20 protein-coding genes are annotated in these 23,423 nt (G+C 71.3%); 7 read left to right on the top strand and 13 right to left on the bottom strand.

The features are described from left to right. Window positions 1-16: 16 nt before the first annotated feature. The 4 genes from prcB to arc form a co-directional block, all read right to left on the bottom strand. The gene (gene prcB, locus ACWEPF_RS12140; protein WP_452172501.1) at window positions 17-859 is read right to left on the bottom strand and encodes a proteasome subunit beta; all 843 of its coding nucleotides are present in this window, start codon (window positions 857-859) and stop codon (window positions 17-19) included. A 190-nt stretch (window positions 860-1,049) separates the two neighbouring features. Further along, the gene (locus tag ACWEPF_RS12135) at window positions 1,050-1,268 is read right to left on the bottom strand and encodes a ubiquitin-like protein Pup (protein ID WP_345289782.1); all 219 of its coding nucleotides are present in this window, start codon (window positions 1,266-1,268) and stop codon (window positions 1,050-1,052) included. Window positions 1,269-1,404: 136 nt separating this feature from the next. Further along, entirely contained in the window at window positions 1,405-2,916 is a 1,512-nt protein-coding gene (gene dop, locus ACWEPF_RS12130) for a depupylase/deamidase Dop (RefSeq protein WP_345289783.1), read from the bottom strand. A gap of 99 nt (window positions 2,917-3,015) precedes the next feature. Continuing rightward, complete coding sequence (arc, locus tag ACWEPF_RS12125; RefSeq protein ID WP_345289784.1) at window positions 3,016-4,785, bottom strand: proteasome ATPase; 1,770 nt, start codon at window positions 4,783-4,785, stop codon at window positions 3,016-3,018. A gap of 244 nt (window positions 4,786-5,029) precedes the next feature. Between arc and ACWEPF_RS12120 the strand changes: the two genes are divergently transcribed. Further along, a complete protein-coding gene (locus ACWEPF_RS12120) occupies window positions 5,030-5,317 on the top strand; it encodes a ferredoxin (protein WP_396295436.1) in 288 nt (95 codons plus the stop codon). Window positions 5,318-5,402: 85 nt separating this feature from the next. Here ACWEPF_RS12120 and ACWEPF_RS12115 read toward each other — a convergent pair whose 3' ends face one another. From ACWEPF_RS12115 to ACWEPF_RS12105, 3 genes are all read right to left on the bottom strand, one after another. Beyond that, window positions 5,403-6,020 (bottom strand): hypothetical protein, encoded by a 618-nt coding sequence (locus tag ACWEPF_RS12115; RefSeq protein WP_345289787.1) that lies wholly within the window; start codon window positions 6,018-6,020, stop codon window positions 5,403-5,405. A 175-nt stretch (window positions 6,021-6,195) separates the two neighbouring features. Further along, on the bottom strand, window positions 6,196-7,137 hold the full coding sequence (locus tag ACWEPF_RS12110; protein ID WP_345289788.1) for a tRNA (adenine-N1)-methyltransferase: 942 nt from the start codon (window positions 7,135-7,137) through the stop codon (window positions 6,196-6,198). A 146-nt stretch (window positions 7,138-7,283) separates the two neighbouring features. Continuing rightward, complete coding sequence (locus tag ACWEPF_RS12105; protein ID WP_345289789.1) at window positions 7,284-8,444, bottom strand: site-2 protease family protein; 1,161 nt, start codon at window positions 8,442-8,444, stop codon at window positions 7,284-7,286. Window positions 8,445-8,754: 310 nt separating this feature from the next. Here ACWEPF_RS12105 and ACWEPF_RS12100 point away from each other — a divergent pair, with 310 nt between their 5' ends. Both ACWEPF_RS12100 and ACWEPF_RS12095 read left to right on the top strand, forming a co-directional pair. Beyond that, the gene (locus ACWEPF_RS12100; protein ID WP_452172500.1) at window positions 8,755-9,756 is read left to right on the top strand and encodes a RecB family exonuclease; all 1,002 of its coding nucleotides are present in this window, start codon (window positions 8,755-8,757) and stop codon (window positions 9,754-9,756) included. Beyond that, a complete protein-coding gene (locus ACWEPF_RS12095) occupies window positions 9,753-10,424 on the top strand; it encodes a response regulator transcription factor (protein ID WP_345289791.1) in 672 nt (223 codons plus the stop codon). Before ACWEPF_RS12100 ends, ACWEPF_RS12095 begins: the two co-directional genes overlap by 4 nt. Window positions 10,425-10,550: 126 nt before the next feature. Here ACWEPF_RS12095 and ACWEPF_RS12090 read toward each other — a convergent pair whose 3' ends face one another. Both ACWEPF_RS12090 and ACWEPF_RS12085 read right to left on the bottom strand, forming a co-directional pair. Further along, entirely contained in the window at window positions 10,551-12,152 is a 1,602-nt protein-coding gene (locus tag ACWEPF_RS12090) for an ABC transporter substrate-binding protein (RefSeq protein WP_345289792.1), read from the bottom strand. 319 nt (window positions 12,153-12,471) lie between these two features. Beyond that, a complete protein-coding gene (locus ACWEPF_RS12085) occupies window positions 12,472-13,176 on the bottom strand; it encodes an HAD family hydrolase (RefSeq protein WP_452172499.1) in 705 nt (234 codons plus the stop codon). Between the two features lie 291 nt (window positions 13,177-13,467). Between ACWEPF_RS12085 and ACWEPF_RS12080 the strand changes: the two genes are divergently transcribed. Then, entirely contained in the window at window positions 13,468-14,451 is a 984-nt protein-coding gene (locus ACWEPF_RS12080) for an IS481 family transposase (protein WP_452172498.1), read from the top strand. On the opposite strand, the gene metH is transcribed toward ACWEPF_RS12080, so the two are convergent. Then, window positions 14,448-17,972 (bottom strand): methionine synthase, encoded by a 3,525-nt coding sequence (gene metH / locus ACWEPF_RS12075; RefSeq protein WP_452172497.1) that lies wholly within the window; start codon window positions 17,970-17,972, stop codon window positions 14,448-14,450. The genes ACWEPF_RS12080 and metH overlap by 4 nt on opposite strands. A gap of 141 nt (window positions 17,973-18,113) precedes the next feature. Between metH and ACWEPF_RS12070 the strand changes: the two genes are divergently transcribed. The 3 genes from ACWEPF_RS12070 to ACWEPF_RS12060 all read left to right on the top strand — a co-directional run bounded on the left by ACWEPF_RS12070 (window position 18,114) and on the right by ACWEPF_RS12060 (window position 21,671). Then, window positions 18,114-19,160, top strand: a complete 1,047-nt coding sequence (locus ACWEPF_RS12070) for a hypothetical protein (RefSeq protein ID WP_452172496.1) — start codon at window positions 18,114-18,116, stop codon at window positions 19,158-19,160. Between the two features lie 144 nt (window positions 19,161-19,304). Beyond that, complete coding sequence (locus tag ACWEPF_RS12065) at window positions 19,305-20,096, top strand: serine/threonine protein kinase (RefSeq protein WP_452172495.1); 792 nt, start codon at window positions 19,305-19,307, stop codon at window positions 20,094-20,096. A 15-nt stretch (window positions 20,097-20,111) separates the two neighbouring features. Continuing rightward, window positions 20,112-21,671, top strand: a complete 1,560-nt coding sequence (locus ACWEPF_RS12060) for a serine/threonine-protein kinase (protein WP_452172494.1) — start codon at window positions 20,112-20,114, stop codon at window positions 21,669-21,671. Window positions 21,672-21,698: 27 nt separating this feature from the next. Here ACWEPF_RS12060 and ACWEPF_RS12055 read toward each other — a convergent pair whose 3' ends face one another. The 3 genes from ACWEPF_RS12055 to ACWEPF_RS12045 form a co-directional block, all read right to left on the bottom strand. Further along, on the bottom strand, window positions 21,699-22,079 hold the full coding sequence (locus ACWEPF_RS12055; protein ID WP_345289798.1) for a hypothetical protein: 381 nt from the start codon (window positions 22,077-22,079) through the stop codon (window positions 21,699-21,701). A 168-nt stretch (window positions 22,080-22,247) separates the two neighbouring features. Continuing rightward, window positions 22,248-22,865, bottom strand: coding sequence for a TetR/AcrR family transcriptional regulator (locus ACWEPF_RS12050; protein ID WP_452172493.1), 618 nt, complete (start codon window positions 22,863-22,865; stop codon window positions 22,248-22,250). 164 nt (window positions 22,866-23,029) lie between these two features. Then, window positions 23,030-23,392 carry a DUF1304 domain-containing protein gene (locus ACWEPF_RS12045; protein WP_345289801.1) on the bottom strand — a complete coding sequence of 121 codons (363 nt, stop codon included), beginning with the start codon at window positions 23,390-23,392 and terminating at the stop codon, window positions 23,030-23,032. Window positions 23,393-23,423 lie beyond the last annotated feature (31 nt).

Here is a 23,423-nt window from a genome sequence, read left to right as displayed (position 1 = left end):
GGGAGGTGGTGGCGGACTAGAGGAGGGGGGCCTGCGGCCCGTTGGGGTGCTCCCGGCGCTGGTCGGTGATGGAGACCGCGATCTCGGCGACCTCGTCCTCGGTGAGGCGGCGGAAGCCGTCCTCGGTGATCAGCGAGACGATCGGGTAGATCTTGCGGGCCAGGTCCGGACCGCCGGTGGCGGAGTCGTCGTCGGCCGCGTCGTAGAGCGCCTGGACCACCAGGGTGGAGGCCTGCTCGGGGGTCAGGTCGGGGCGGTAGAGCTTCTTCATCGAGCCCCGGGCGAAGACCGAGCCGGAGCCGGTGGCGGCGAAGCCCCGCTCCTCGGACCGGCCGCCGGTGACGTCGTAGGTGAAGATCCGGCCGCGGCCGAGGTTGAGGTCGTAGCCGGCGAACATCGGGACCACGGCCAGGCCCTGCATGGCCATCCCGAGGTTGCCCCGGATCATCGTGGTGAGCCGGTTGGCCTTGCCCTCCAGGGAGAGCACGGTGCCCTCGATCTTCTCGTAGTGCTCCAGCTCCAGCTGGAACAGCCGGACCATCTCGACCGCCAGGCCGGCGGTGCCCGCGATGCCCACCGCGCTGTACTCGTCGGCCGGGAACACCTTCTCGATGTCCCGCTGGGCGATCACGTTCCCCATGGTGGCGCGGCGGTCGCCGGCGAGCACCACGCCGCCGTCGAAGACCGCCGAGACGATGGTGGTGCCGTGCGGCGCCTCGATGGTGAGGCCCTCCGGCAGGGTGCGGCGGCCGGGCAGCAGCTCCGGCGAGTGCTGCGCGAGGAAGTCGATGAACGACGACGAACCCGGGGTCAGGAAGGCAGCCGGTAGACGCCCGGTGCCACCAGTGTTGGCTTCCACTCGATTCCTTCCAGGTAGATCAACTGGCGCTGTGTGAACCGGACACTACCCGTTCTTCTTCGCCCCTCAACCACCTCGGCGGCGGCCGGTTCTCCCTGGGCGTCGAAACGGCCGTCCGATAGTCCGCGCGCGGCAACCCCGGGGGAATTCCCACGGGATTGCCGCGCGCGGCTGAGTTGACGGAGGACGGCTACTGGCCGCCCTTCTGCACGAACTGACGGACGAAGTCCTCCGCGTTCGACTCGAGGACGTCGTCGATTTCGTCGAGCACCGCGTCGACGTCGTCGCTGAGCTTCTCCTGGCGCTCCTTGAGGTCGTCGGACGCCTGCGCGTCGACCGCCTGCTCCTCGACCTCCTCGGAGGAACGGCTCGCCCGCTGCTGACCGCCGTCGGTGTCCTTGCTGGCCATTTCCCTCACCCCGCTCGCTCGGTTGGTCAGACACTATCCACCGGCCACGACATCCGCTTCCGGTTTCCGTACAACGTCGGTGCCTCGTCAGGATGATTCCCTTTTCGGGGAAATTTCACCCCTGGTGATCGAGACGTTACCCGCCGGACAGCACCCGGAGCAGGTCCTCCGCCGTGCGGCAGCGGTCCAGCAGGTCCTTCACGTGGCTGCGGGTGCCCCGCAGCGGCTCCAGGGTCGGCACCCGCTGGAGCGAGTCCCGCCCCGGCAGGTCGAAGATGACGGAGTCCCAGGAGGCGGCCGCCACGTGGTCGGCGTACTGCTCCAGACAGCGGCCGCGGAAGTACGCCCGGGTGTCCTCCGGGGGCTTGGAGACCGCCCGGGTGACCTGCTCCTCGGTCAGCAGCCGGTCGAACCGGCCGCGGGCCACCAGGCGGTTGTAGAGGCCCTTGTCGGGCCGCACGTCGCTGTACTGGAGGTCGACCAGGTGCAGCCGGGGGTTGTCCCAGTCCAGGCCGTCGCGCTGGCGGTAGCCCTCCAGGATCTCCTTCTTGGCGACCCAGTCCAGCTGCTTGGACAGGCTCATGGGGTCGTTCTCCAGCCGGTTGAGCACGTCCTCCCAGCGCAGCAGCACGTCCACGGTCTGCTCGTCGGCGTCCTGGCCGTAGCGGTCCTCGACGTACTTGCGGGCCAGCTCGAAGTACTCCATCTGGAGCTGGACGGCCGTCAGCTTCCGTCCGCTGCGCAGCTGGACGAGGTACTGCAGGGTCGGGTCGTGGGAGACCCGGTGCAGGGTCCGGACCGGCTGGTCGACGGCCAGGTCGGCGGTGATGAAGCCGTCCTCGATCATCGTCAGGACCAGCGCGGTGGTGCCCAGCTTGAGGTAGGTGGAGATCTCCGAGAGGTTGGCGTCACCGATGATCACGTGCAGCCGGCGGTACTTCTCGGCGTCCGCGTGCGGCTCGTCCCGGGTGTTGATGATCGGGCGCTTGAGGGTGGTCTCCAGGCCGACCTCGACCTCGAAGTAGTCCGCCCGCTGGCTGATCTGGAAGCCGTCCGCGCCGCCCTCCTGGCCCAGGCCCACCCGGCCGGCGCCGGTGACCACCTGCCGGGAGACGAAGAAGGGGGTGAGGTGGCGGACGATGTCGGCGAACGGCGTCGACCGCTGCATCAGGTAGTTCTCGTGGGTGCCGTAGGAGGCGCCCTTGTTGTCCGTGTTGTTCTTGTAGAGGTTGATCCGCTGGCCGTTCGGCAGCTCCAGGGCGCGGGCCGCGGCCTCGGCCATGATCCGCTCGCCGGCCTTGTCCCAGAGCACCGCGTCGCGCGGGTTGGTGATCTCCGGGGAGCTGTACTCGGGGTGCGCGTGGTCCACGTAGAACCGGGCGCCGTTGGTGAGGATGACGTTGGCCAGGCCGATGTCCTCGTCGGTCAGCTGGCTGGCGTCCGCCACGTCACGTGCGAGGTCGAAGCCGCGCGCGTCGCGCAGCGGGTTCTCCTCCTCGAAGTCCCAGCGGGCCCGTCGCGCCCGGTGCATCGCGGCCGCGTAGGCGTTGACGATCTGGGACGAGGTGAGCATCGCGTTGGCGTTCGGGTGGCCCGGCACCGAGATGCCGTACTCGGTCTCGATCCCCATCACGCGCCGTACGGTCATGCGGCCCTCCTTGCCCGGGTTCCGGTGGTGTCCCAAGACGCGCCGTCCGGCTGCGGACCCCGGGTGAGGGGCCCGCAGCCGGACGGTGGGACGGGCGTCTTACAGGTACTGACCCGTGTTGGCCACGGTGTCGATGGAGCGGCCGGACTCGGCACCCTGCTTGCCGGTGACCAGGGTCCGGATGAAGACGATGCGCTCGCCCTTCTTGCCGGAGATCCGGGCCCAGTCGTCCGGGTTGGTGGTGTTGGGCAGGTCCTCGTTCTCCTTGAACTCGTCCACGCAGGCGGCGAGCAGGTGCGCCACCCGCAGGCCGTGCTGGCCGGTGTCGAGGAAGGCCTTGATGGCCATCTTCTTCGCCCGGTCGACGATGTTCTGGATCATCGCGCCGGAGTTGAAGTCCTTGAAGTACAGGACCTCCTTGTCACCGTTGGCGTAGGTGACCTCCAGGAAGCGGTTCTCCTCGGTCTCGGTGTACATCCGCTCGACCACGGCCTGGATCATGCCGCCGACGGTCGCCTCGACGGAGCCCTCGTGCTCCTTGAGGTCGTCCGGGTGGAACGGCAGCGAGTCCTTGAGGTACTTGGAGAAGATGTCCTTCGCGGCCTCGGCGTCCGGGCGCTCGATCTTGATCTTGACGTCCAGGCGGCCGGGCCGCAGGATCGCCGGGTCGATCATGTCCTCGCGGTTCGAGGCGCCGATCACGATGACGTTCTCCAGGCCCTCCACGCCGTCGATCTCGGCGAGCAGCTGCGGGACGATGGTGTTCTCCACGTCCGAGCTGACGCCCGACCCACGGGTGCGGAAGAGGGACTCCATCTCGTCGAAGAAGACGATGACGGGCGTGCCCTCGCTGGCCTTCTCCCGGGCCCGCTGGAAGACCAGGCGGATCTGCCGCTCGGTCTCGCCGACGTACTTGTTGAGCAGCTCGGGGCCCTTGATGTTCAGGAAGTAGCTCTTGCCCTGCGGCCGGCCGGTCACCTCGGCGACCTTCTTGGCCAGCGAGTTGGCCACCGCCTTGGCGATCAGCGTCTTGCCGCAGCCGGGCGGGCCGTAGAGCAGGACGCCCTTCGGCGGCCGGAGCTCGTACTCCTTGAACAGGTCCGCGTGCAGGTACGGCAGCTCGACCGCGTCCCGGATCTGCTCGATCTGGTTGCCCAGACCGCCGATCTGGCGGTAGTCGATGTCCGGGACCTCCTCGAGGACCAGCTCCTCGACCTCGGCCTTCGGGACCACCTCGTACACGTAGCCGGAACGCGGCTCCAGCAGGAGCGCGTCGCCCGGACGCAGCGTCAGCTCGCGCAGCGGCTCGGCGAGCCGGACCACCCGCTCCTCGTCGGTGTGCCCGGTGACCAGCGCTCGCTCGCCGTCCTCCAGCACCTCCTTGAGGGTGACGATGTCGCCGATGCTCTCGAAGGCGAGCGCGTCCACGACGTTCAGCGCCTCGTTGAGCATCACCTCCTGGCCGCGGCGGAGCTCGTCGAGGTCGACGCTGGGGCTGACGTTCACCCGCAGCTTGCGGCCACCGGTGAAGATGTCGGCCGTGCCGTCCTCGTTCCGGCTGAGGAAGGTGCCGAACCCGGCGGGCGGCTGGGCCAGCCGGTCCACCTCCTCCTTGAGGGCCACGATCTGGTCGCGGGCCTCCCGGAGCGTGGAGACGAGCCGTTCGTTCTGGGCGGTCACACCGGCCAGGTTGCTCTGGAGCTCGACGATGCGGTCTTCGAGGATCCTCGAATTGCGCGGTGAGTCGGCGAGCTTGCGGCGCAGGACGGCGATCTCCTGCTCGAGGTACGAGACCTGAGCCGCCGGGTCGTCGGAACCCCGTGCGGGCCGGCCGGCGCTGCGGTTGTAGTCGTCATCGTGGGATGCCACGGTCCTCACCTCCTCCTGGGGGAGCTGGACGACCCAAACCTACCTTCATTCCTGCCGGGTAAACCCGTAGATCAGAAAGAAGGCCGGGCGTGTCCGATCTTCGCGCTCGGATGCTGCCCCCCGTGCTGAGTGGATACCCACCGTCGGCCCGCTAATGCGGCCGACGGGTAGGCTCGGTGTCCGATCGTGACCGGGCGGTGTCCGGCGCGGTACGTGGAGTTCGCCAGAAGGAGCGGTAGGGGACATGTCGGAGACCCAGGAAGCACTGGAAGTCTGGATCGATCAGGATCTCTGCACCGGGGACGGCATCTGCGTCCAGTACGCCCCGGAGGTCTTCGAGTTGGACATCGACGGCCTGGCCTACGTGAAGGGCGACGACGACGAGCTGCGCCAGCAGCCGGGCGAGACCGCGCCCGTGCCGCTGACGCTGCTTCAGGACGTCGTGGACTCGGCCAAGGAGTGCCCCGGCGACTGCATCCACGTGCGCCGGGTGAGCGACCGGGTCGAGGTGTACGGGCCGGACGCGGACTGACGTCGGAGACGCCGGCCCGGGCGGTGGCCTGACCGCGGCCCGGGTGGTGGCCTGACGTCGGCTCAGGCAGTGGCCTGACGTCGGCTCAGGCAGTGGCGGCGGGTTCCGAGTTCTCGGTGCGGAGCCAGCCGCCGCCGGCCTTCTGCCGCCAGGAGAGCGAGACCAGCAGGTCCGGCGCGTAGCGCGGCACCTCGTCGCTGGAGTAGCCCTTGGCGCGGGCGGTCAGGGTGCCGTCGCTGCGCAGCTTGAGCTCGGTGACGGTGCGGCCCGCCGATTCCTCCAGGAGGGTCGCGGCGACCTGCGGGCGGCCGTCCTGACCGTTGGTCAGCAGGTAGACCCCGTCCGGCGGGGTGCCGTTGCCGGCGTCGCAGTGGGCGGCCAGGACGGTGCTGGGGCGGCCGTCCAACAGGGCCGCGAAGCTGAGCGAGACCTTCACCGGGAACGGGCCGCAGTCGAGCGGCAGGACCGCCTTGGCCGGGTCCGGCGCGGCTTCCTTCGGCAGCGCGGCCGGGGCCTTGGCGGCGGTCGGTGCCGCGCCGGGGCGTGCGGCGGGCCGGACCACGCCACCGGCCGGGGCCGCGGCCAGGCCTGCGGCGACCAGGGCGGCGGTGGCCGCCGCGACCAGCACCCAGTGGCGTATCCGGCTCCGGCCGGACTTCCGTTCGGATTCCGTCCCGCTCGGATCCGTCTGAACCGTCGTCATCTGCACCGTCTCGGCCGCGCGTTCCACCAGGCAGTCCCCTCCAGGGCGGGGTGGCATGTGAGGCAGCATCATCCCACGCCCGGGCGGGTGTCAGGACCCGGCACTCCCCGTCCCCGGAACCGACGGAGGGCGTACCCCGCGTGCGGGGTACGCCCTCCGGTCGTTCGGTCGGCGGTTACTCGGTCTCGGCCTTCGCGGCGGCACGGGCGGCCGCGCGCTCGGCGAGGCTCGGCTCCGGAGTGCCGTTGTCGTAGTCCTCGCCGTACGCGCCCTTGGCGGGGCGGCGGCGGCGCAGCGGCGGCTCGACCCCGTCGGCCAGGCGGCGGGCGGTGAGCAGGAAGCCGGTGTGGCCGATCATCCGGTGGTCCGGGCGGACCGCGAGGCCCTCCAGGTGCCAGGTGCGGACCATGGTCTCCCAGGCCTGCGGCTCGGTGAAGGTGCCGTGCTCCCGGAGCGCCTCGACGGTCTTCGACATCTGCGTGGTGGTGGCCACGTAGCAGCAGATCAGGCCGCCGGGGACGAGCGCCTTGGAGGCGACGTCCAGGCACTCCCACGGGGCGAGCATGTCGAGGATGACGCGGTCGACGTCGGTCTCCACCAAGTTGTCCTGGAGGTCACCCACCGTCAGCTTCCAGGCCGGGTGCGATCCGCCGAAGTAGCGCTCGACGTTGCTCTGCGCGATGTCGGCGAAGTCCTGGCGGCGCTCGTACGAGGCGAGCATGCCGGTGTCACCGACGGCGCGCAGCAGGTACGTGGAGAGCGCGCCGGAGCCGACGCCCGCCTCGACCACGCGGGCGCCCGCGAAGATGTCGGCCATGGCCAGGATCTGCCCCGCGTCCTTGGGGTAGATCACGGCGGCGCCGCGGGGCATGGAGAGGACGTAGTCGGGGAGCAGGGGGCGCAGCGCGAGGTACGGGACGTTCCCCGTGGTGCGCACGACAGTGCCCTCGGGGGCGCCGATCAGCTCGTCGTGGGGGAACGCACCCTTGTGGGTGTGGAACTGGTTCCCGGCCTGGAGCGTGAACGTGTAGTGGCGGCCCTTGGGGTCGGTCAGCTGGACCTGGTCCCCGACCTGGAAGGGCCCGCGTCGGCGGGTGGCACCGGTCGGTTCGGACATGACGGCAATCCTAAGGGACCCGGGGAGCGCCTCCGACCAGCGGGCCTGCGGGGGCGGATCGGCAGCGGCCTGGTAGCGGCTCGGCAGTGGATCAGCGGCGGTTCAGCGACGGCTCGGCGGTGGATCGGCGACGGCTCAGCGACGGCTCAGCGACGGTTCATCGCGGTGCTGAGGTAGCGCTCCAGGTCGGTCAGGGTGAGCACCCCGTAGACGGCGCCGTCCGGGCGGACCACCAGGTACTCGGTGGCGGGGGTGCTCCGCAGCGCGGCCAGCAGCTCCTCCCCCGACAGGTCGGTGCCCAGCCGCAGGCCCGGTTCGAGGTCGCGGGCCAGCGCGCCGACCTGCACCCACGGGCGGCGGTGCTCCGGGACGGCGTTCACCGCCGCCTCCTTGACCAGGCCGGTCGGCTCGCCCCGGCCGTCCACCACCACCATCGCCCCGGCCTCGGCCTCCCGGGCCCGCCGGATGGCCTCGCCGAGCGGGGTGTCGGCGGTGACCTGCACCGCCCGGCGGGCCAGCCCGACGGGCCGCAGGCCGGGCAGGGCCTGCTTGAGGCGGGCGTTGCGCAGGGCGCCGCCGGCGCCGTTCCAGATGATCACCGCGAGGATCGCGGCCAGCACGCTGTCGATCAGGCTGTCGGCGGTCGAACGCTCGACGCCGCCGCGGGCCCCGGCCAGCACCGGCAGCCCGATCAGCACCACCAGGGCCAGCACCCGGCCGGCCCACACGGCGGCCACCGTGCCGGTCATCGGACGGCCCGTCAGGCCCCAGACCAGCGCCCGCAGGATGCGGCCGCCGTCCAGCGGCAGGCCGGGCAGCAGGTTGAAGGCGGCCACCACCAGGTTGCTGACGAACAGTCCGGCCAGCAGCACGCCGGGCACGCTGGCCGGGCGCACCGCCAGGAAGGCCAGGTAGAACAGGCCGCCGAGGACCAGCGAGAGCAGCGGGCCGACGAACGCCAGCCAGAACTCCCGGGCCGGGGTGGGGGCCTCCTTCTCGATCTCCGAGACCCCGCCGAAGAACTGGAGCTGGATCCGGCGCGGGTTGAGCTTCTGCCGCAGCGCGACCACGGTGTGCGCCAGCTCGTGCACCAGGACGGAGGCGTAGAAGGCCACCGCGAAGGAGAAGGAGACCAGGTAGCGGGTACCACCCAGCTCCGGGAGCACCTCGGTCAGCTGGCCGCCGAAGATCCAGGTGATCAGTCCGGCGATCACGAACCAGGAGGGGGTGACGTAGACCGGCACGCCGAACGGACGGCCCATCAGGATGCCGCTCGGCCGCTCCTGCTGACCCCTGCTCTCGCTCACCGCGGTCCCTTCGTCCTCGTCGTCCTGCGGCGCCCGCCGTCCGGGCCCCATCGCGCCACGCTACGTGATCTCCGGCCGGTTCCGGCCGTCCGGCCCGTGCGGCGCCGTGCCGTGCTGTGCTGCGCCGTGGAGTGCGGTGGCGCGCCGTGCCGGTCCTGTACCCGGTCAACGCACGGAGTGCCCCCGTCGTTGCCGACCCGTGTCCGTACCGTCGCCCGGTGGACGGGCCCCGGCGGGTCGGGACGTCCGGGAGCGGCCGTGACAGTGGGGTGACGGCGGGATGGCAGCCGGGGGCAATAGGGTCATGGGTATGCAGCACGAGACCGACCGCCCCGCCGAGGCGCCCGCAGCGACCGCCGTACCCCGGCCGGCCCTGGCGCCGACCGGGCTCTCGCCCTCCCGAGCCGGGGACTTCATGACCTGCCCGCTGCTCTACCGGCTGCGGGTGATCGACAAGCTCCCGGAACCGCCCAGCTCGGCGGCCACCCGGGGCACGGTGGTGCACGCGGTGCTGGAGCGGCTGTTCGACAGCCCGACGGCCGACCGGACCCCGGAGCGGGCCCTCGGTCTGCTCCGGCCGCAGTGGGAGCGGCTGCTCGGCGAGCGGCCGGAGCTGGCCGGGCTGTTCCCGGACGACCCGGACGGCGCGGCGCTGACCCGCTGGCTGGGCGACGCCGAGAAGCTGATCGACCGTTGGTTCCGGCTGGAGGACCCGACCCGGCTGCACCCGGTGGAGCGCGAGCTCTACGTGGAGACGGTGCTGGGCTCCGGCCTGCTGCTGCGCGGCTACATCGACCGGGTGGACGTGGCCCCGACCGGCGAGGTCCGGCTGGTGGACTACAAGACCGGCCGCGCGCCCTCGCGGGACTTCGAGGGCAAGGCGATGTTCCAGATGAAGTTCTACGCCCTGGTGGTCTGGCGGTGGAAGGGCGTCCTGCCCAAGCGCCTCCAGCTGGTCTACCTGGGCGGCGGGGGCGACGTGGTCACCTACGACCCCGACGAGGGCGACCTGCTGGCGGTGGAGCGCAAGCTCACCGCGCTCTGGGAGACCATCAACCGGGCGGTGGCCACGGGGGACTTCCCGGCCACCCGGAACCGGCTCTGCGACTGGTGCGACCACAAGGCCAGCTGCCCGGAGTTCGGCGGCACTCCCCCGCCCTACCCGCTGCCGCTCCAGCGGCGGCCGAACGAGGACGAGACCCCCGCGGCGGACGTGCTTCCGACCGCGGGGCGGACCGACGAGGGCCCCCGGCCGGAGCTGCCTCCGACCGCGGGGCGGACGAGCGAAGAGACGAGCAAGGAGTCCGAGTGACGATCCGAGTGCTGCTGGTCGACGACCAGCCGCTGCTGCGAACCGGTTTCCGGATGATCCTGGAGGCCGAGTCCGACCTGGTGGTGGTGGGCGAGGCCGGGGACGGGCAGCAGGCGCTCGACCAGGTGCGCGCGCTCCAGCCGGACGTGGTGCTGATGGACATCCGGATGCCCCGGATGGACGGGGTCGAGGCCACCCGCCGGATCGCCGGCCCCGGCCGGGACGGTCCGGCCAAGGTGCTGGTGCTGACCACCTTCGACCTGGACGAGTACGTGGTCGAGGCGCTCCGGGCGGGGGCCAGCGGCTTCCTGCTCAAGGACGTGCCGGCCGAGGAACTGGTGCAGGCGATCCGGGTGGTGGCCGACGGCGCGGCGATGCTGGCGCCCTCGATCACCCGGCGGCTGCTGGACATGTACGCCACCCGGCTGCCGTCCGGCGACGAGGCCCCGCCGCAGGCGCTCACCGCCCTGACGGAGCGTGAGCTGGAGGTGCTCAAGCTGGTCGCCCGCGGCCTCTCCAACGCGGAGATCGCCGGCGAGCTGTACGTCAGCGAGACCACCGTGAAGACCCACGTCGGCCACGTGCTGACCAAGCTCCAACTGCGGGACCGGGTGCAGGCCGCGGTCTACGCCTACGAGAGCGGCCTGGTCCGGCCGGGCGCCCAGTAGCGGCCTCTCCAAGCAGAGGCCTCTCGAAGTAGCGGCCTCTCGCGACACGACGAAGCCCGCCCGCTCCTCGTCGGGAGCGGGCGGGCTTCGTCGTGTCAGGGGTGACGGACCGTCACCTCCGCGGCGTCACTTCTTGGTGCGGCCGATCTCCCAGAAGCGGAACACGCCGGTGGTGTCCACCGTGCTGTCCACCCCGGTGATGTCGGTCCGCGAGGCGTAGAAGGCCTTGTTCTGGAAGATCGGGAGCATCGGGACGGACTCGGCCACCAGGTTCTGGACCTGGCCGTAGGCGCCGCCGGCGCTGCGGTCGGTCTGCTTGATGCTCTCCGGCAGCAACTTCTGGCTGATCTTCGGGTCGTCCCACCCGGTGTGGAAGGAGCCGCCGTCCACCAGCAGCGGGCCGACGAAGTTGTCGGCGTCCGCGTAGTCCGGGGTCCAGCCGACGGTGTAGGCCTGGTAGGTGCCGTCCGTCCAGCCCTTCTGGAAGGCCGTCCAGTCCGCCTCCTGCTGGACGTTCACCTGGAACAGACCGCTGGCGTCCAGCTGCTTCTTGATCTCCTTGGCCTCGGCGTCGCCCGCGCGGGAGCGGGACCAGGTGAGGGTGAACTTCACCGGGGTCTGCACCTTGGCGTTGGCGAGCAGCTTCTTGGCCTTGTTCACGTCCGGCTCGCCGTAGCGCTCGAAGAAGGCGGTGTTGTGGCCGGTGATGCCGGCCGGGACCACCGAGTAGAGCGGCTGAACGGTGCGCGCGTACACGTCGCGGGCCAGCACCTTGCGGTCCAGCAGCTGGGCGACGGCCTGACGGACGGCCACGTTGCCGGTGACGGCGTCCTTGGTGTTGAAGGCCATGAAGCGGGTCTCGCCGCTGTCGCCCTCGGCCACCTTGAGCTTGCCCGCGCCGGTCAGCTGCTCGTCCTTCAGCTTGGCGGAGGTGGCCGGGTCGAGGCTGTTGTCGGCCAGGTCGATTTCGCCGGAGTCCAGGGCGCTCTTCAGCTGCTCGGCCTCGGCGACGTAGCGGACGACGAACTTGTTGTTCTGGAGCTTGGCCTCGCCCCGGTAGTCGCCGTTGGCGGTCAGCGTGACCTTCGCCGGGCCGCCGCCCTCACCGGTCTCGATCGAGTCGATCTTGTAGGGACCGGAACCGACCAGCTTGTCGTTGGGGAGCAGCTTGTCGGCCGGGAAGACCTGGTGGTCGACGATCGAACCGGCCGCCGTGGCCAGCTTGGCCGGGAGCACCGCGTCCGGGGTGTTCAGCTGGAACTCCACCTCGAGGTCGCCCTTGGCGGTCACCTTCTCGACGGTGGCGAGCAGGCTGGACGGGCCGTTCTCGTCCGCGATCTTCTTCATCCGCTCGACGGAGAAGACCACGTCCTGGGCGGTCAGCGGGTGCCCGTTGGAGAACTTCAGACCGCTCTGCAGGGTGCACTTGTAGGTGGTGGCACCGCTGCCGACGAAGCCGCAGGACTGCGCCGCGTCGGGCTGCGGGACGGAGGCGCCCGCCGGGAACTTCAGCAGCGACTGGAAGGTGTTGTTGAGCACCAGCCAGGCCCCGTTGTCGTAGGCACCGGCCGGGTCGAGCACCTTGGTGACGTTGGTCGTCCCCATCGTGATGGCGCCCTTGTCGTCGCCGCCGCCGGAGACCACCTTCTTGGCCGAGGCGCAGCCCGCGGCCGAAGTGACGACCAGGGTGGCACACGCCAGTACGGCCAGACGGTTGGCAGAAGTCATGCGGGAACGTTCCTTCTCGGACGGACCGACGGTGAGCCGGTGGCTGCCGAATGCCGCCGCCCGGGTGAGGGCGCACGGCGGTCGGGCGTGGGTCACTGAACCCGATGAAGCGTGCCACATCGAACTTGTACGAATATCACCGGCAGTGATCACCAAACGGCCCGTCCGAGCCGAAACCTTGACGTCTTGTCAGATAATGACCGATTCGTCCCGCACTGGCGGGACCTCGCCATCGCCGAGGGTGGGCAAAGTCACATCGGTCGCCATGCCCCTTACGCCCGGCTCATGCCAAGGCCCACACCCGAGCTCACGCCCGAGGTCACACCCGGGCGGCCACCACCGAGCGCAGCAGATCGAGGTCGAGCTGCTCCAGCGAACCGATTACCGTCCGGCCCGGGGCCGGCTCGATCGGCGCCACCGAGGGCACCGCGATCACCGGGCAGCCGGCCGCCTCGGCGGAGCGGACCCCGGTCGGGGCGTCCTCCACCACCACGCAGCGGGCCGGGTCCGCACCCAGACGGGCCGCCGCGGCCAGGTACGGGTCGGGGTGGGGCTTGGTGCGGGCCACCTCGTCGCCGGCCAGCGTGAAGGCGAAGTGGTGGCGGCCCAGGCTCTCCAGCACGATGTCGATCACGTGCCGGTGCGAGGCGGAGACCAGGGCGGCCGGGATGCCGTGCGCGGCCAGGGTGTTGAGCAGCCGCTCGGCCCCCGGCATCAGCGGGACGCCGCCGGCCAGCAGGTCCACGAAGCGCTGGTTGACCAGCACCGTGAGCTCGGCCGGGGACAGCGTCACCCCGGTGGTCGAGATCAGGTAGTCGAGGACGCGGCTCATCGGACCTCCGACCACGTGCTCGCGGTCCGCCTCGTTCAGCTCGTGGCCGAGCTCGGCGAAGAGCGTGGCCTCCGCCTGCCACCAGAAGTGCTCGGTGTCGACCAGGGTGCCGTCCATGTCCAACAGGACGGCCTGCGGGTCGAGCCCGTTGCCCCGGCCCGGCAGCTGGGTGGCGGTGGAGATCGTGGTCATGGTGGGCGTCCTTCCCGTCGGCGGGCGTCCCCGGAGATGACGCAGGCCGGTCCGCGGTGAGCGGACCGGCCCGTTCAGGGTGATCCAGGATACGCCCCGTGCGCCGGAACGACACGAACGGAACGCGGCTACCTCGTTACCTCCCGTTGAAGCACTCGCCGTTCCCCGGGCAGTCGTTCCCCGCGCTAGCTGTATTGACCACGAGCGTTGTTGACGGTGGTTGGGCTTGCTCAAAGGTGAAGACCTCCGATGTGGTGGAGCTGTCTAGGACTGCACCCATCGGAGGTCTTCGTGCCCCACCGTAATGCCCGGCTGACCGTGCACGGCAGGCGGCTCCTGGTCGAGCGCGTCGCCGCGGGCCGCCCGGTCGCCCACATAGCCGCCGAGATGGGCATATCCCGCACCACCGCCCACAAGTGGATGCGCCGCTGGCGAGCCGAAGGCGACGCGGGCCTGCACGACCGCCCCAGCCGCCCGCACACGACACCGCACCGCACACCCACCGCCGTGGAGGCGAAGGTGTGCGCCCTGCGCCAAGAACGCAAGCTCGGCCCCGCCAGGATCGGCCCGATCCTCGGCATCCCGGCCTCCACCGTCCACCGGGTCCTGACCCGCCACGGCCTGAACCGCCTGCGCTTCATGGACCGACCCACCGGCCAGGTCATCCGCCGCTACGAACGCGAGCGTCCCGGCGAGCTGGTCCACGTCGACATCAAGAAGCTCGGCAACATCCCCGACGGCGGCGGCCACCGCGTGATGGACCGCCAGTCCGGCGAGAACAACCGGCACTCCACCACACGCGAGCGCCGCAACTGCCACCCGGTGATCGGCTACAGCTTCGTCCACACCGCCGTCGACGACCACACCCGGCTGGCATACAGCGAGATCCTGCCCGACGAGCGCAAGGAGACCGCCGCCGGCTTCTGGCGCCGGGCCGAGCGGTTCTTCGCCGTCCTCGGCATCACCGTCGAACGAGTCCTGACCGACAACGGCTCCTGCTACAAGTCACACCTGTGGCGCGACACCCTGCGGGCATCCGGCATCACCCACAAACGCACCCGCCCCTACCGGCCGCAGACCAACGGCAAGGTGGAGCGCTTCAACCGCACCCTGCTCGACGAATGGGCCTACCAACGCCCCTACGCCAGCAACCAGGAACGAACCGAAGCGCTCCCCGACTTCCTCCACCGCTACAACTACCATCGCTGCCACACCGCCATCGGAGGACAACCACCGATCAGCCGCGTCAACAACCCCGCGGGTCAATACAGCTAGCGCGCGTTGAAGTACTTCGCCTCGGGGTGGTGGATCACGATCGCGTCCGTCGACTGCTCCGGGTGGAGCTGGAACTCCTCGGAGAGCACGACCCCGATCCGCTCCGGCTTCAGCAGGTCGGCGATCTTGGCCCGGTCCTCCAGCTCGGGGCAGGCCCCGTAGCCGAGCGAGAACCGCGCGCCGCGGTACTTGAGCTGGAACATGTCCTTGACGTCCTGCGGGTCCTCGTCGCCGAAGCCCAGCTCGAAACGGACCCGGGCGTGCCAGAACTCGGCCAGGGCCTCGGCCAGTTGGACCGAGAGGCCGTGCAGCTCCAGGTAGTCCCGGTACGCATTGGCGGCGAAGAGCTCGTTGGCCGCCTCGGAGATCCGGTTCCCCATGGTGACCACCTGGAGGCCGAGCACGTCCTTCTCGCCGCTCTCCTCCGGGCGGAAGAAGTCGGCCAGGCAGAGGCGGCGACCGCGGCGCTGACGCGGGAAGGTGAAGCGGGTGCGCTCGGTGCCGTCCGCGTTGTAGACCAGCAGGTCGTCGCCCTTGGAGGCGGCCGGGAAGTAGCCGTAGACCACGGCGGCCTCCAGCCAGCCCTCGGTCTGCAGCCGGTCCAGCCACATCCGCAGGCGGGGGCGGCCCTCGGTCTCCACCAGCTCCTCGTAGGACGGGCCCTCGCCGGCCCGGGCGGCCTTGAGGCCCCACTGGCCCTTGAAGAGCGCGTCCTCGTCCAGCCAGGAGGAGTAGTCCGCGAACGGGACGCCCTTGACGATCCGGTCGCCCCAGAACGGCGGGGCGGGGATGCGGTTGTCCACCGCCACGTCCGAACGGATCTGACCGAGGTTCACCTCCTCCGGCTCCTGGACCTCGACCCGGGCGTGCCGGCGCTGGCGCAGCTCCGGCAGCGCGGCACCGGGGACGCCGCGCTTGACCGCGATCAGCGCGTCCATCAGGCGCAGGCCCTCGAAGGCGTCCCGGGCGTAGCGGACCTCGCCCTCGTAGATCTCGTGCAGGTCCTGCTCGACGTAGGCGCGGGTGAGCGCGGCGCCGCCGAGGATCACCGGGAACTGGGCGGCCAGCTGACGCTGGTTCAGCTCCTCCAGGTTCTCCTTCATGATGACGGTGGACTTCACCAGCAGGCCGGACATCCCGATCACGTCGGCGCGGTGCTCCTGGGCGGCGTCCAGGATCGCCGAGACGGGCTGCTTGATGCCCAGGTTGACCACGGTGTAGCCGTTGTTGGACAGGATGATGTCGACCAGGTTCTTGCCGATGTCGTGGACGTCGCCCTTGACGGTGGCGAGCACGATGGTGCCCTTGCCCTCGTCGTCGGACTTCTCCATGTGCGGCTCCAGGTAGGCCACCGCGGTCTTCATCACCTCGGCGGACTGGAGCACGAAGGGCAGCTGCATCTGGCCGGAGCCGAACAGCTCGCCGACCACCTTCATGCCCGCGAGCAGGGTGGTGTTGACGATGTCGAGGGCCGGACGCTCCGTCAGGGCCTCGTCCAGGTCGGCCTCCAGGCCCTTGCGCTCACCGTCGATGATCCGGCGCTGGAGGCGCTCGTCCAGCGGGAGGGCGGCCAGCTCCTCGGCCTTGGAGGCCGCGTTGGAGGCGGCGCTGACGCCCTCGAAGAGCTCCAGCAGCTTCTGCAGCGGGTCGTAGCCCTCGGCCCGGCGGTCGTAGACCAGGTCGAGCGCGACCTCGCGCCGGCCCTCGGGGATCCGGGCCATCGGCAGGATCTTGGAGGCGTGCACGATCGCCGAGTCGAGGCCCGCCTCGACGCACTCGTTGAGGAAGACCGAGTTGACCACCTGGCGGGCGGCCGGGCTGAGGCCGAAGGAGATGTTGGAGAGGCCGAGGGTGGTCTGGACAGCCGGGTGACGGCGCTTCAGCTCGCGGATCGCCTCGATGGTCTCGATGCCGTCGCGGCGGGACTCCTCCTGGCCGGTGCCCAGGGTGAAGGCCAGGCAGTCGACCAGGATCGAGCCCTCGTCGATGCCGTACTCGGTGGTGAGCTGGGCGATCAGGCGCTCGGCGATGGCCACCTTGGTCTCGGCGGTGCGGGCCTGGCCCTCCTCGTCGATGGTCAGCGCGATCAGGCCGGCCCCGTGCTCCCGGGCCAGCGAGGCGATCCGGCCGAACCGGGTCTCCGGGCCGTCGCCGTCCTCGTAGTTCACCGAGTTGAGCACCGCGCGGCCGCCGAGCGCCTCCAGGCCGGCCCGCAGCACCTGCGGCTCGGTGGAGTCCAGCACGATCGGCAGGGTGGAGGCGGTGGCCAGGCGGCCGGCGATCTCCTTCATGTCGGCCACGCCGTCCCGGCCGACGTAGTCGACGCAGAGGTCGAGCATGTGCGAGCCGTCCCGGATCTGCTCGCGGGCGATCTCGACGCAGGCCTGCCAGTCCTGGGCGAGCATCGCGTCGCGGAACTTCTTGGACCCGTTGGCGTTGGTGCGCTCGCCGATCGCCAGGTAGGAGATGTCCTGACGGAACGGCACCGGCTGGTAGAGCGAGGAGGCGGAGGGCTCGGGCTGCGGGTCGCGGGCCACCACCGGGCGGCCCTGGACCCGCTCCACCACGGCGCGCAGGTGCTCGGGGGTGGTGCCGCAGCAGCCGCCGACCAGCGAGAGGCCGTACTCGGTGGTGAAGGTGTCGTGCGCGTCGGCCAGCTCGACCGGGCTCAGCGGGTAGTGCGCGCCGTCCTTGCCGAGCACCGGGAGCCCCGCGTTCGGCATGCAGGAGAGGCCGACCCTGGCGTTCTTCGCCAGGTAGCGCAGGTGCTCGCTCATCTCGGCCGGGCCGGTGGCGCAGTTCATCCCGATGTAGTCGATGCCGAGCGGCTCCAGCGCGGTGAGCGCGGCGCCGATCTCGGAGCCCAGCAGCATGGTGCCGGTGGTCTCGACGGTGACCTGGGCCAGGATCGGCAGGTCGAGGCCGGCTTCGGCCAGCGCGGCCTTGCAGCCGAGGATGGCCGCCTTGGTCTGCAGCAGGTCCTGGCTGGTCTCCACCAGCAGCGCGTCGGCGCCGCCGGCGATCAGGCCCGCCGCGTTCTGCTGGAAGCCGTCCCGGAGCGTCTCGTACGGGGCGTGGCCCAGGGTCGGCAGCTTGGTGCCGGGGCCGATCGAGCCGAGCACCCAACGGGTGCGGCCGTCCCGGGCGGTGAAGTCGTCCGCCGCCTCGCGGGCGATCCGGGCACCGGCCTCGGAGAGCTCGAAGATCCGGTCGGAGATCTCGTACTCGCCCAGCGCCGAGTAGTTGGTGCCGAAGGTGTTGGTCTCGACGCAGTCGACACCGACCTCGAAGTAGGCGTCGTGGACCGAGCGCACGATGTCGGGGCGGGTCACGTTGAGGATCTCGTTGCAGCCCTCGAGCTGCTGGAAGTCCTCGAGGCTCGGCTCCTGGGCCTGGAGCATGGTGCCCATCGCACCGTCGGCCACCACCACGCGGGTGGCGAGGGCTTCGCGCAGTTCGTTCGCGCGGTCCTGCTCCTTCGCGCGGTCCTGCGGGGCGGAAAAGGGGACGGCGGTGGCCATGGGGCTACTCCCTGGGTGCGACGGCTGTCGGCTATGCGACCCGTCCGTGTACGGGAGGCACGCGGTCAGGGTAGCCGGACCACGGCCAAGGTCGGGAACCCGTTCCGCATCCTGAGCGTGCGCCTTCCACGAGGAGGACGGATGATCAAGAAATTCCGGCGGACGTGGTCAGGTTCGACGCGGTGGCGGAGGGCCGCGTACTGCGCCCTGCTGGCACTGCTGCTGGGCTCGGTCCTGACGCTGCTTCCGCTCGCGACGGCGGCCGCCGCGCTGCGGATGGAGTACACCGGCGAGCCCTCGGCGCAGGCCCTGACCAGGGGACGGGACGCGGTCTGGCTCGGGCACGCCTGGGTGGACGGGCGCAAGGGGGAAGCCGACGTCACCGAGTTGACGCGGCTGCTCGCCGGGACAGGAGTGCGCGACCTGTACGTGCACACCGGGCCGCTGGAGCACGACGGCTCGCTCCCGGCCGAGCGGTACCCGAGGGCGCGTCAGTTCGTCGACGAGGTGCACCGCTTGCTGCGCCGGCTGCGCGTCCACTCCTGGCTGGGCGATGTCGTGCGGCCGGAGAAGGAGGGGCTCGATCTGGACGATCCGACGGTGCGCGGGCGGATCGCCTGGGCGGCCGGGCAGGTGCTGGACCTCGGCTTCGACGGGGTGCACTACGACCTGGAGCCGGTGCGCTCCGACTCGGCCGGCTTCCTGGACCTGCTGGACCGGACCCGGGCGCTGACCTCCGCCCGGGGCGTGCCGCTCTCGGTGGCCTCCCCGCAGATCGACCCGCTGCCCGAGCTGCACCGGCTGAGCACGGCCGCCTTCGACCACGGCAAGTGGTGGTCCCAGGCGTACTTCGCGGACGTCGCCGGGCGGGTGGACCAGATCGCGGTGATGTCCTACGACACCGCGATGCCGACGGAGTCGCTGTACGGCGGCTACGTGGCGCAGCAGACCGAGCTCGCACTGGAGGTGACGCCCCCTCAGGTGGACCTGCTGATGGGGCTGCCCGCCTACTGGGACGACACCTTCGGCCACCGGGGCTCGGCGGAGACGGTAGCGACCGCCGTGCGGGGCGCCCGCTTGGCGCTGGGCCGGGAAGCACCGGGACGGCAGGCCTTCGGGCTGGCGCTGTACGTGGACTTCACCGCCACGCCGGAGCACTGGGCGGCCTACCGGTCGGGGTGGTGCTGAGGGCCGAGGACCAGCCAGGACCGGGGCGGCGGGCCGGTGCCCTGACGTCGGGTCAACCAGACCCACCCGAACGGATGGTGACCGCGTAACAGCGGAGCGTCTAGCATGATTCGCGCACGACCGTCGGCCCGGGGAGGAGTCCCGATGGACACGGTGATCGTCCAACTGCCCGGCCGCCCGGGGGCGGCGCCCTCGGAGCGGCCCCCGCTGCTCCGGATGGGGCCGGGCGAACAGGCGGACTTCGGTCGTGGTGCGCCCGACTGCCCGGTCGTGATCGAGCTGTCCGACCAGGGGGTCTCCCGGCGGGCCGGGGAGATCATCGCGGCGGAGGACTACTGGCGGCTCTCCAACTTCAGCCCCACGGCGACCTACGTGGTGGAGAACATGGAGGGCGCCGGCGAGCACCTGAAGGTCGCCCCGGGGAGACTCGGGGCGCCCGTGCCGTTCGAGTTCGCCCGGGTGGTGCTGCCCTCCGTCGGTGGCTCCACCGAGTTCAAGGTCTTCGCCCCGCAGCACGCCTACCTGGACGGGCCGCCCGACCACCAAGGCGGCGAGCACACCGTCAGCCCCTTCGCCCTGGACCCGACGGCGAAGTACTTCCTGGTACTGCTGGCCCTCTGTGAACCGCGCCTGCGGGACCCCTCGGCCGCCGCCGTGCCGGGGGTGGGCGACGTGCTGGCCCGGCTCCGCGCCCTCCCGGCCGGCCGCGGGCTGACCCGGTCCGCCGTCAACTACCACATCGACTACCTGGCGGAGACCAAGCTGCGGCTGCGCGACTGCGAGGACGGCGGGCGGACCGGCCGTAAGCGGGAGGAGCTGGTCTCGCTCGCGCTCCGCTTCGATCTGGTCCGCGAGGAGCACCTCGCGCTGCTCAACCCACCGGTGGCCCGGCCTCGGGCCGGCTCTCCCGCCGCACCCGCCCTCCGGCTCGGCTGAGCGGACGGAGCGCCGATGCCGACCGAACCCGGCCAACTCGAGGTGCCGACGGGCTATCTGGTGGCCGGCTGCCGGATCGGGCCCCTGATCGGCACCGGGGCCTGGGGCCGGGTGTACGCCGGCACCTGTGAGGCGGACGGCATGCCCGTTGCGGTGAAGTTCCTCCCACCTGGGCGGCTGACCCCGGGTCAGCGGCGGACGATGGCGGAACTCACCCGGCGCGAGGTCCGCTTCAGCCGACGGGCCGACCACCCCCATCTGATCCGCACCCTGACCGTCACCACCGTGCGTGACCCGACCTACCCTGCGCTGGACGGCGCCGTCGCCCTGGTGATGGAGCGGGCCGAGCTGAGCCTCCAGCAGCTCCTCCAGGAGGCCGTGCCCGGACGCTCCCTCCCGGGCGTCGGGCAGATGCTCGGCGAGCTCGCCGCCGGGCTGGCCCACATGCACGGCCGGGGATGGGTGCACGGCGACCTGAAGCCGGGGAACGTGCTGCTGATGCCCACCGGCGACATCAAGCTCGCCGACTTCGGCCTGACCACCGAGCTGGAGGGGACCCACGCCTACGCCCCGCCGCTGGGCTCGCTGGACCACGTGCCCCCGGAGTGGTGGTCCCAGCGATCCGGACCACGCGGCGTCCAGCTCCGGCCCAGTGCGGACGTCTGGGCCTTCGGCGTCCTGGCGCACCAGATGCTGACGGGTGGGCTGCACCCCTTCCTCGGCGCGACCGCACGGGCCAGGGCCTTGACCGCCCAGGCCTACGCCCGGGGCAGTGCACCATTGCGGCTCGACGAGCGGCTGCCCGACGGCTGGCAGGCACTGATCGCCGACTGTCTGACCGTCGATCAGGCGCTCCGCCCTACCGCCGCTCGCCTGGTGACACGGCTGAGACTGCTGCACTCTCCCCCTCCTCCCCGACGGTGGCGTCGGATCGGTCTACCCCTGGCCGCAGCGCTGATCGCGGCCGTGCCGGCTGTCCACTGGGCCGGCCTGCCGGACCGGGCCGCCGGCTCCGCTCCCCCGCCTCCGGCCGCCGGTGCGGTCCCGGACCCGGCGACGCGGCCCTCCCCCGGCGGGACCGCTGCCTCCGCCCCTTCGGACCCGTCCGCCAGGGCCGGCGCCCTCCCCTCCGATGCCGACGTGCCCGCCGCCCTGCGCGAGCCCATCGACCGGGCAGCCCGGCGCTGCCCGGAGCCCGAGATCACACCCGCGCTCATCGCCGCCATGCTCAAGGCGGAGAGCGGCTTCGACGCGCAGGCTTCACGCCCTCGGACCGAGGAGTACGGGATCGCGATGTGGACCCCGTCGGTCTTCAACGCCTGGGCCCAGGACGGTGACGGTGACGGCCGGAAGGACTACATGTCGGCTCCGGACGCGATCATCACGATGGGCAACTACGTGTGCTGGCTGGACCAGCAGTTGAAGCGGCGCGGAGTCCGCGGTGACCTGCCCGCCCTGGTCACCGCGGGCTACCGCACCAGCGACAAGACCGTGGCCGACACCGGGGGCGTCCCTGAACGGGTGCGCCCCCACGTCGACCTCGTCCTGCGCTACCTCGCGCAGTACGGGGGTTGACGTGCCGTCAGCCCGTCGGCCGAGCCGTCAGCAGTAGGGCAGGCCCGGGACGGGCTCGTCGTTGCCGCCGCCGGAGAGGTAGATGACGTTGACCCAGACGCCCTTGTTGCCGCTGTCGTCGTCGGTCTTGGCGTACCACTTGTTGTAGTACGGCCCGTCCGACATCCGGGTGCCGACGGCCTGGCAGTAGAAGTAGTTCGTCCCGGCGTTCAGGGTGCCGGCGCGGACGTTGTTCTCCCAGTACGTCGGGGCGGTCTTCCAGACGTTGCAGTTGTACTTGCCGCCGCCGATGCCGTAGCAGCCGCTGGCGGCCTCGGCGCTGACGGTCGTCGCCCCGAGGGTGGCGGCGCCCAGCGCCAGCGCCGCGCCGGCCATGACCAGCCTGCGTACTCCGAGTGCACCGAACATGAGGATTCTCCTTGCTCTGCTCTCTCGGCTCGGGATCTCCCGCGCCGAGATCAGAGAACCACCGGGACGAATCCACCGGTACCTGACATTCGTCAGGGTCACAGACGCGACGAGCAGACCCATGATGGATCGTCAGAAGGGTCCGGAGGACGGTGTGTCCTCCGCCCTTCAGACCGGGTCGGCCGGGTCAGCCGGATCGGCCGGATCGAGGGGGGTGCGATGGAGCGCGATCAGCAGACGCCAGCAGTGGGCGGCCAGTTGGGCGGGGGTGCCCGGGAGCTCGCCGTGCACCCAGTCGGCGAGCAGTCCGGTGAAGGTCGCCGCGACGGCGGTGGCGACCAGGGCGGCGTGCGGGGCGCCGGCCAGCTCGCGCTCCCGGCGGCTGTAGGCACGCAGCTCACGGTGCATCAGCTCACCGAGCGGGCCTCCGCCGCCGGGGGTGAGCAGGGTGCGGTAGAGCGGGCCGTGCCCGGCCAGCACGGCCAGGAAGTCCGCCAGGGGCGGCGGGGGCGAGGCCGGGTCGGGCACGCCGCGCCAGGCGTGCAGCGCTTCCACGCCGTCCCGGACGACGTCGGCGCAGGAGTCCACCGCCAGCGACTGCAGGTCGGGGTAGTGCACGTAGAAGGTGGCCCGCCCGACCCCGGCCCGCCGGGCGAGGGCCGCCACCCCCAGCTCCTCCAGCGGACGCTCGGCGCACTCGGCGAGCAGGGCGGCCCGGAGCTTTGCCCTGGTCCGCTCGGCCCTGGGGTCGGGGCGGCCACCGGGTCCGACCCCCGGGCCGACCACAGCGCCGGTCGCGGTCCGGCCCTCCGCATGCGGATCCGGGCGAGGGCCGGACCGCGCCTCGGGCTGGGCATCGGGCCGAGAGCCGGCCTGATGACCGGCTTGCCGAGCGGGCTGACGGCCGGGCTGGGCCCCGCGCCGGGCACCGGACCGCGGACGAGGGTCGGTCATCCCGCGACCAGCACCGCAGTGAGGGCGAGCGCGCCGGGCAGCGCCTGGGCGACCAGGATGCGGCGGTTGGCGGTGGCGGCACCGTACAGACCGGCCACGACCACGCAGCTGAGGAAGAAGACCTGGACCCGGAAGCCGGTCGGGTCCGCCGCCACCAGCCCCCAGACCAGACCGGCGGCGAGGAAGCCGTTGTACAACCCCTGATTGGCCGCCAGCGGCGCGGTGGCCTTGGCCATCGCGGCGTCGAAGCCCGAGAGCCCGCGGCCCGGCGCCCGCTCCCAGAGGAACATCTCCAGCACCAGGATCCACATGTGCAACGCGGCCACCAGACCGACCAGGACGTTCGCGAGGAGGTTCACGTCAGGCTCCCTTTCATGGACGACTGTCCAG

It is taken from the genome of Kitasatospora sp. NPDC004289 (genome assembly GCF_053602875.1).
Note: the sequence above shows the minus strand (reverse complement) of the source record. Positions and strands in the feature narration are given on the sequence as shown.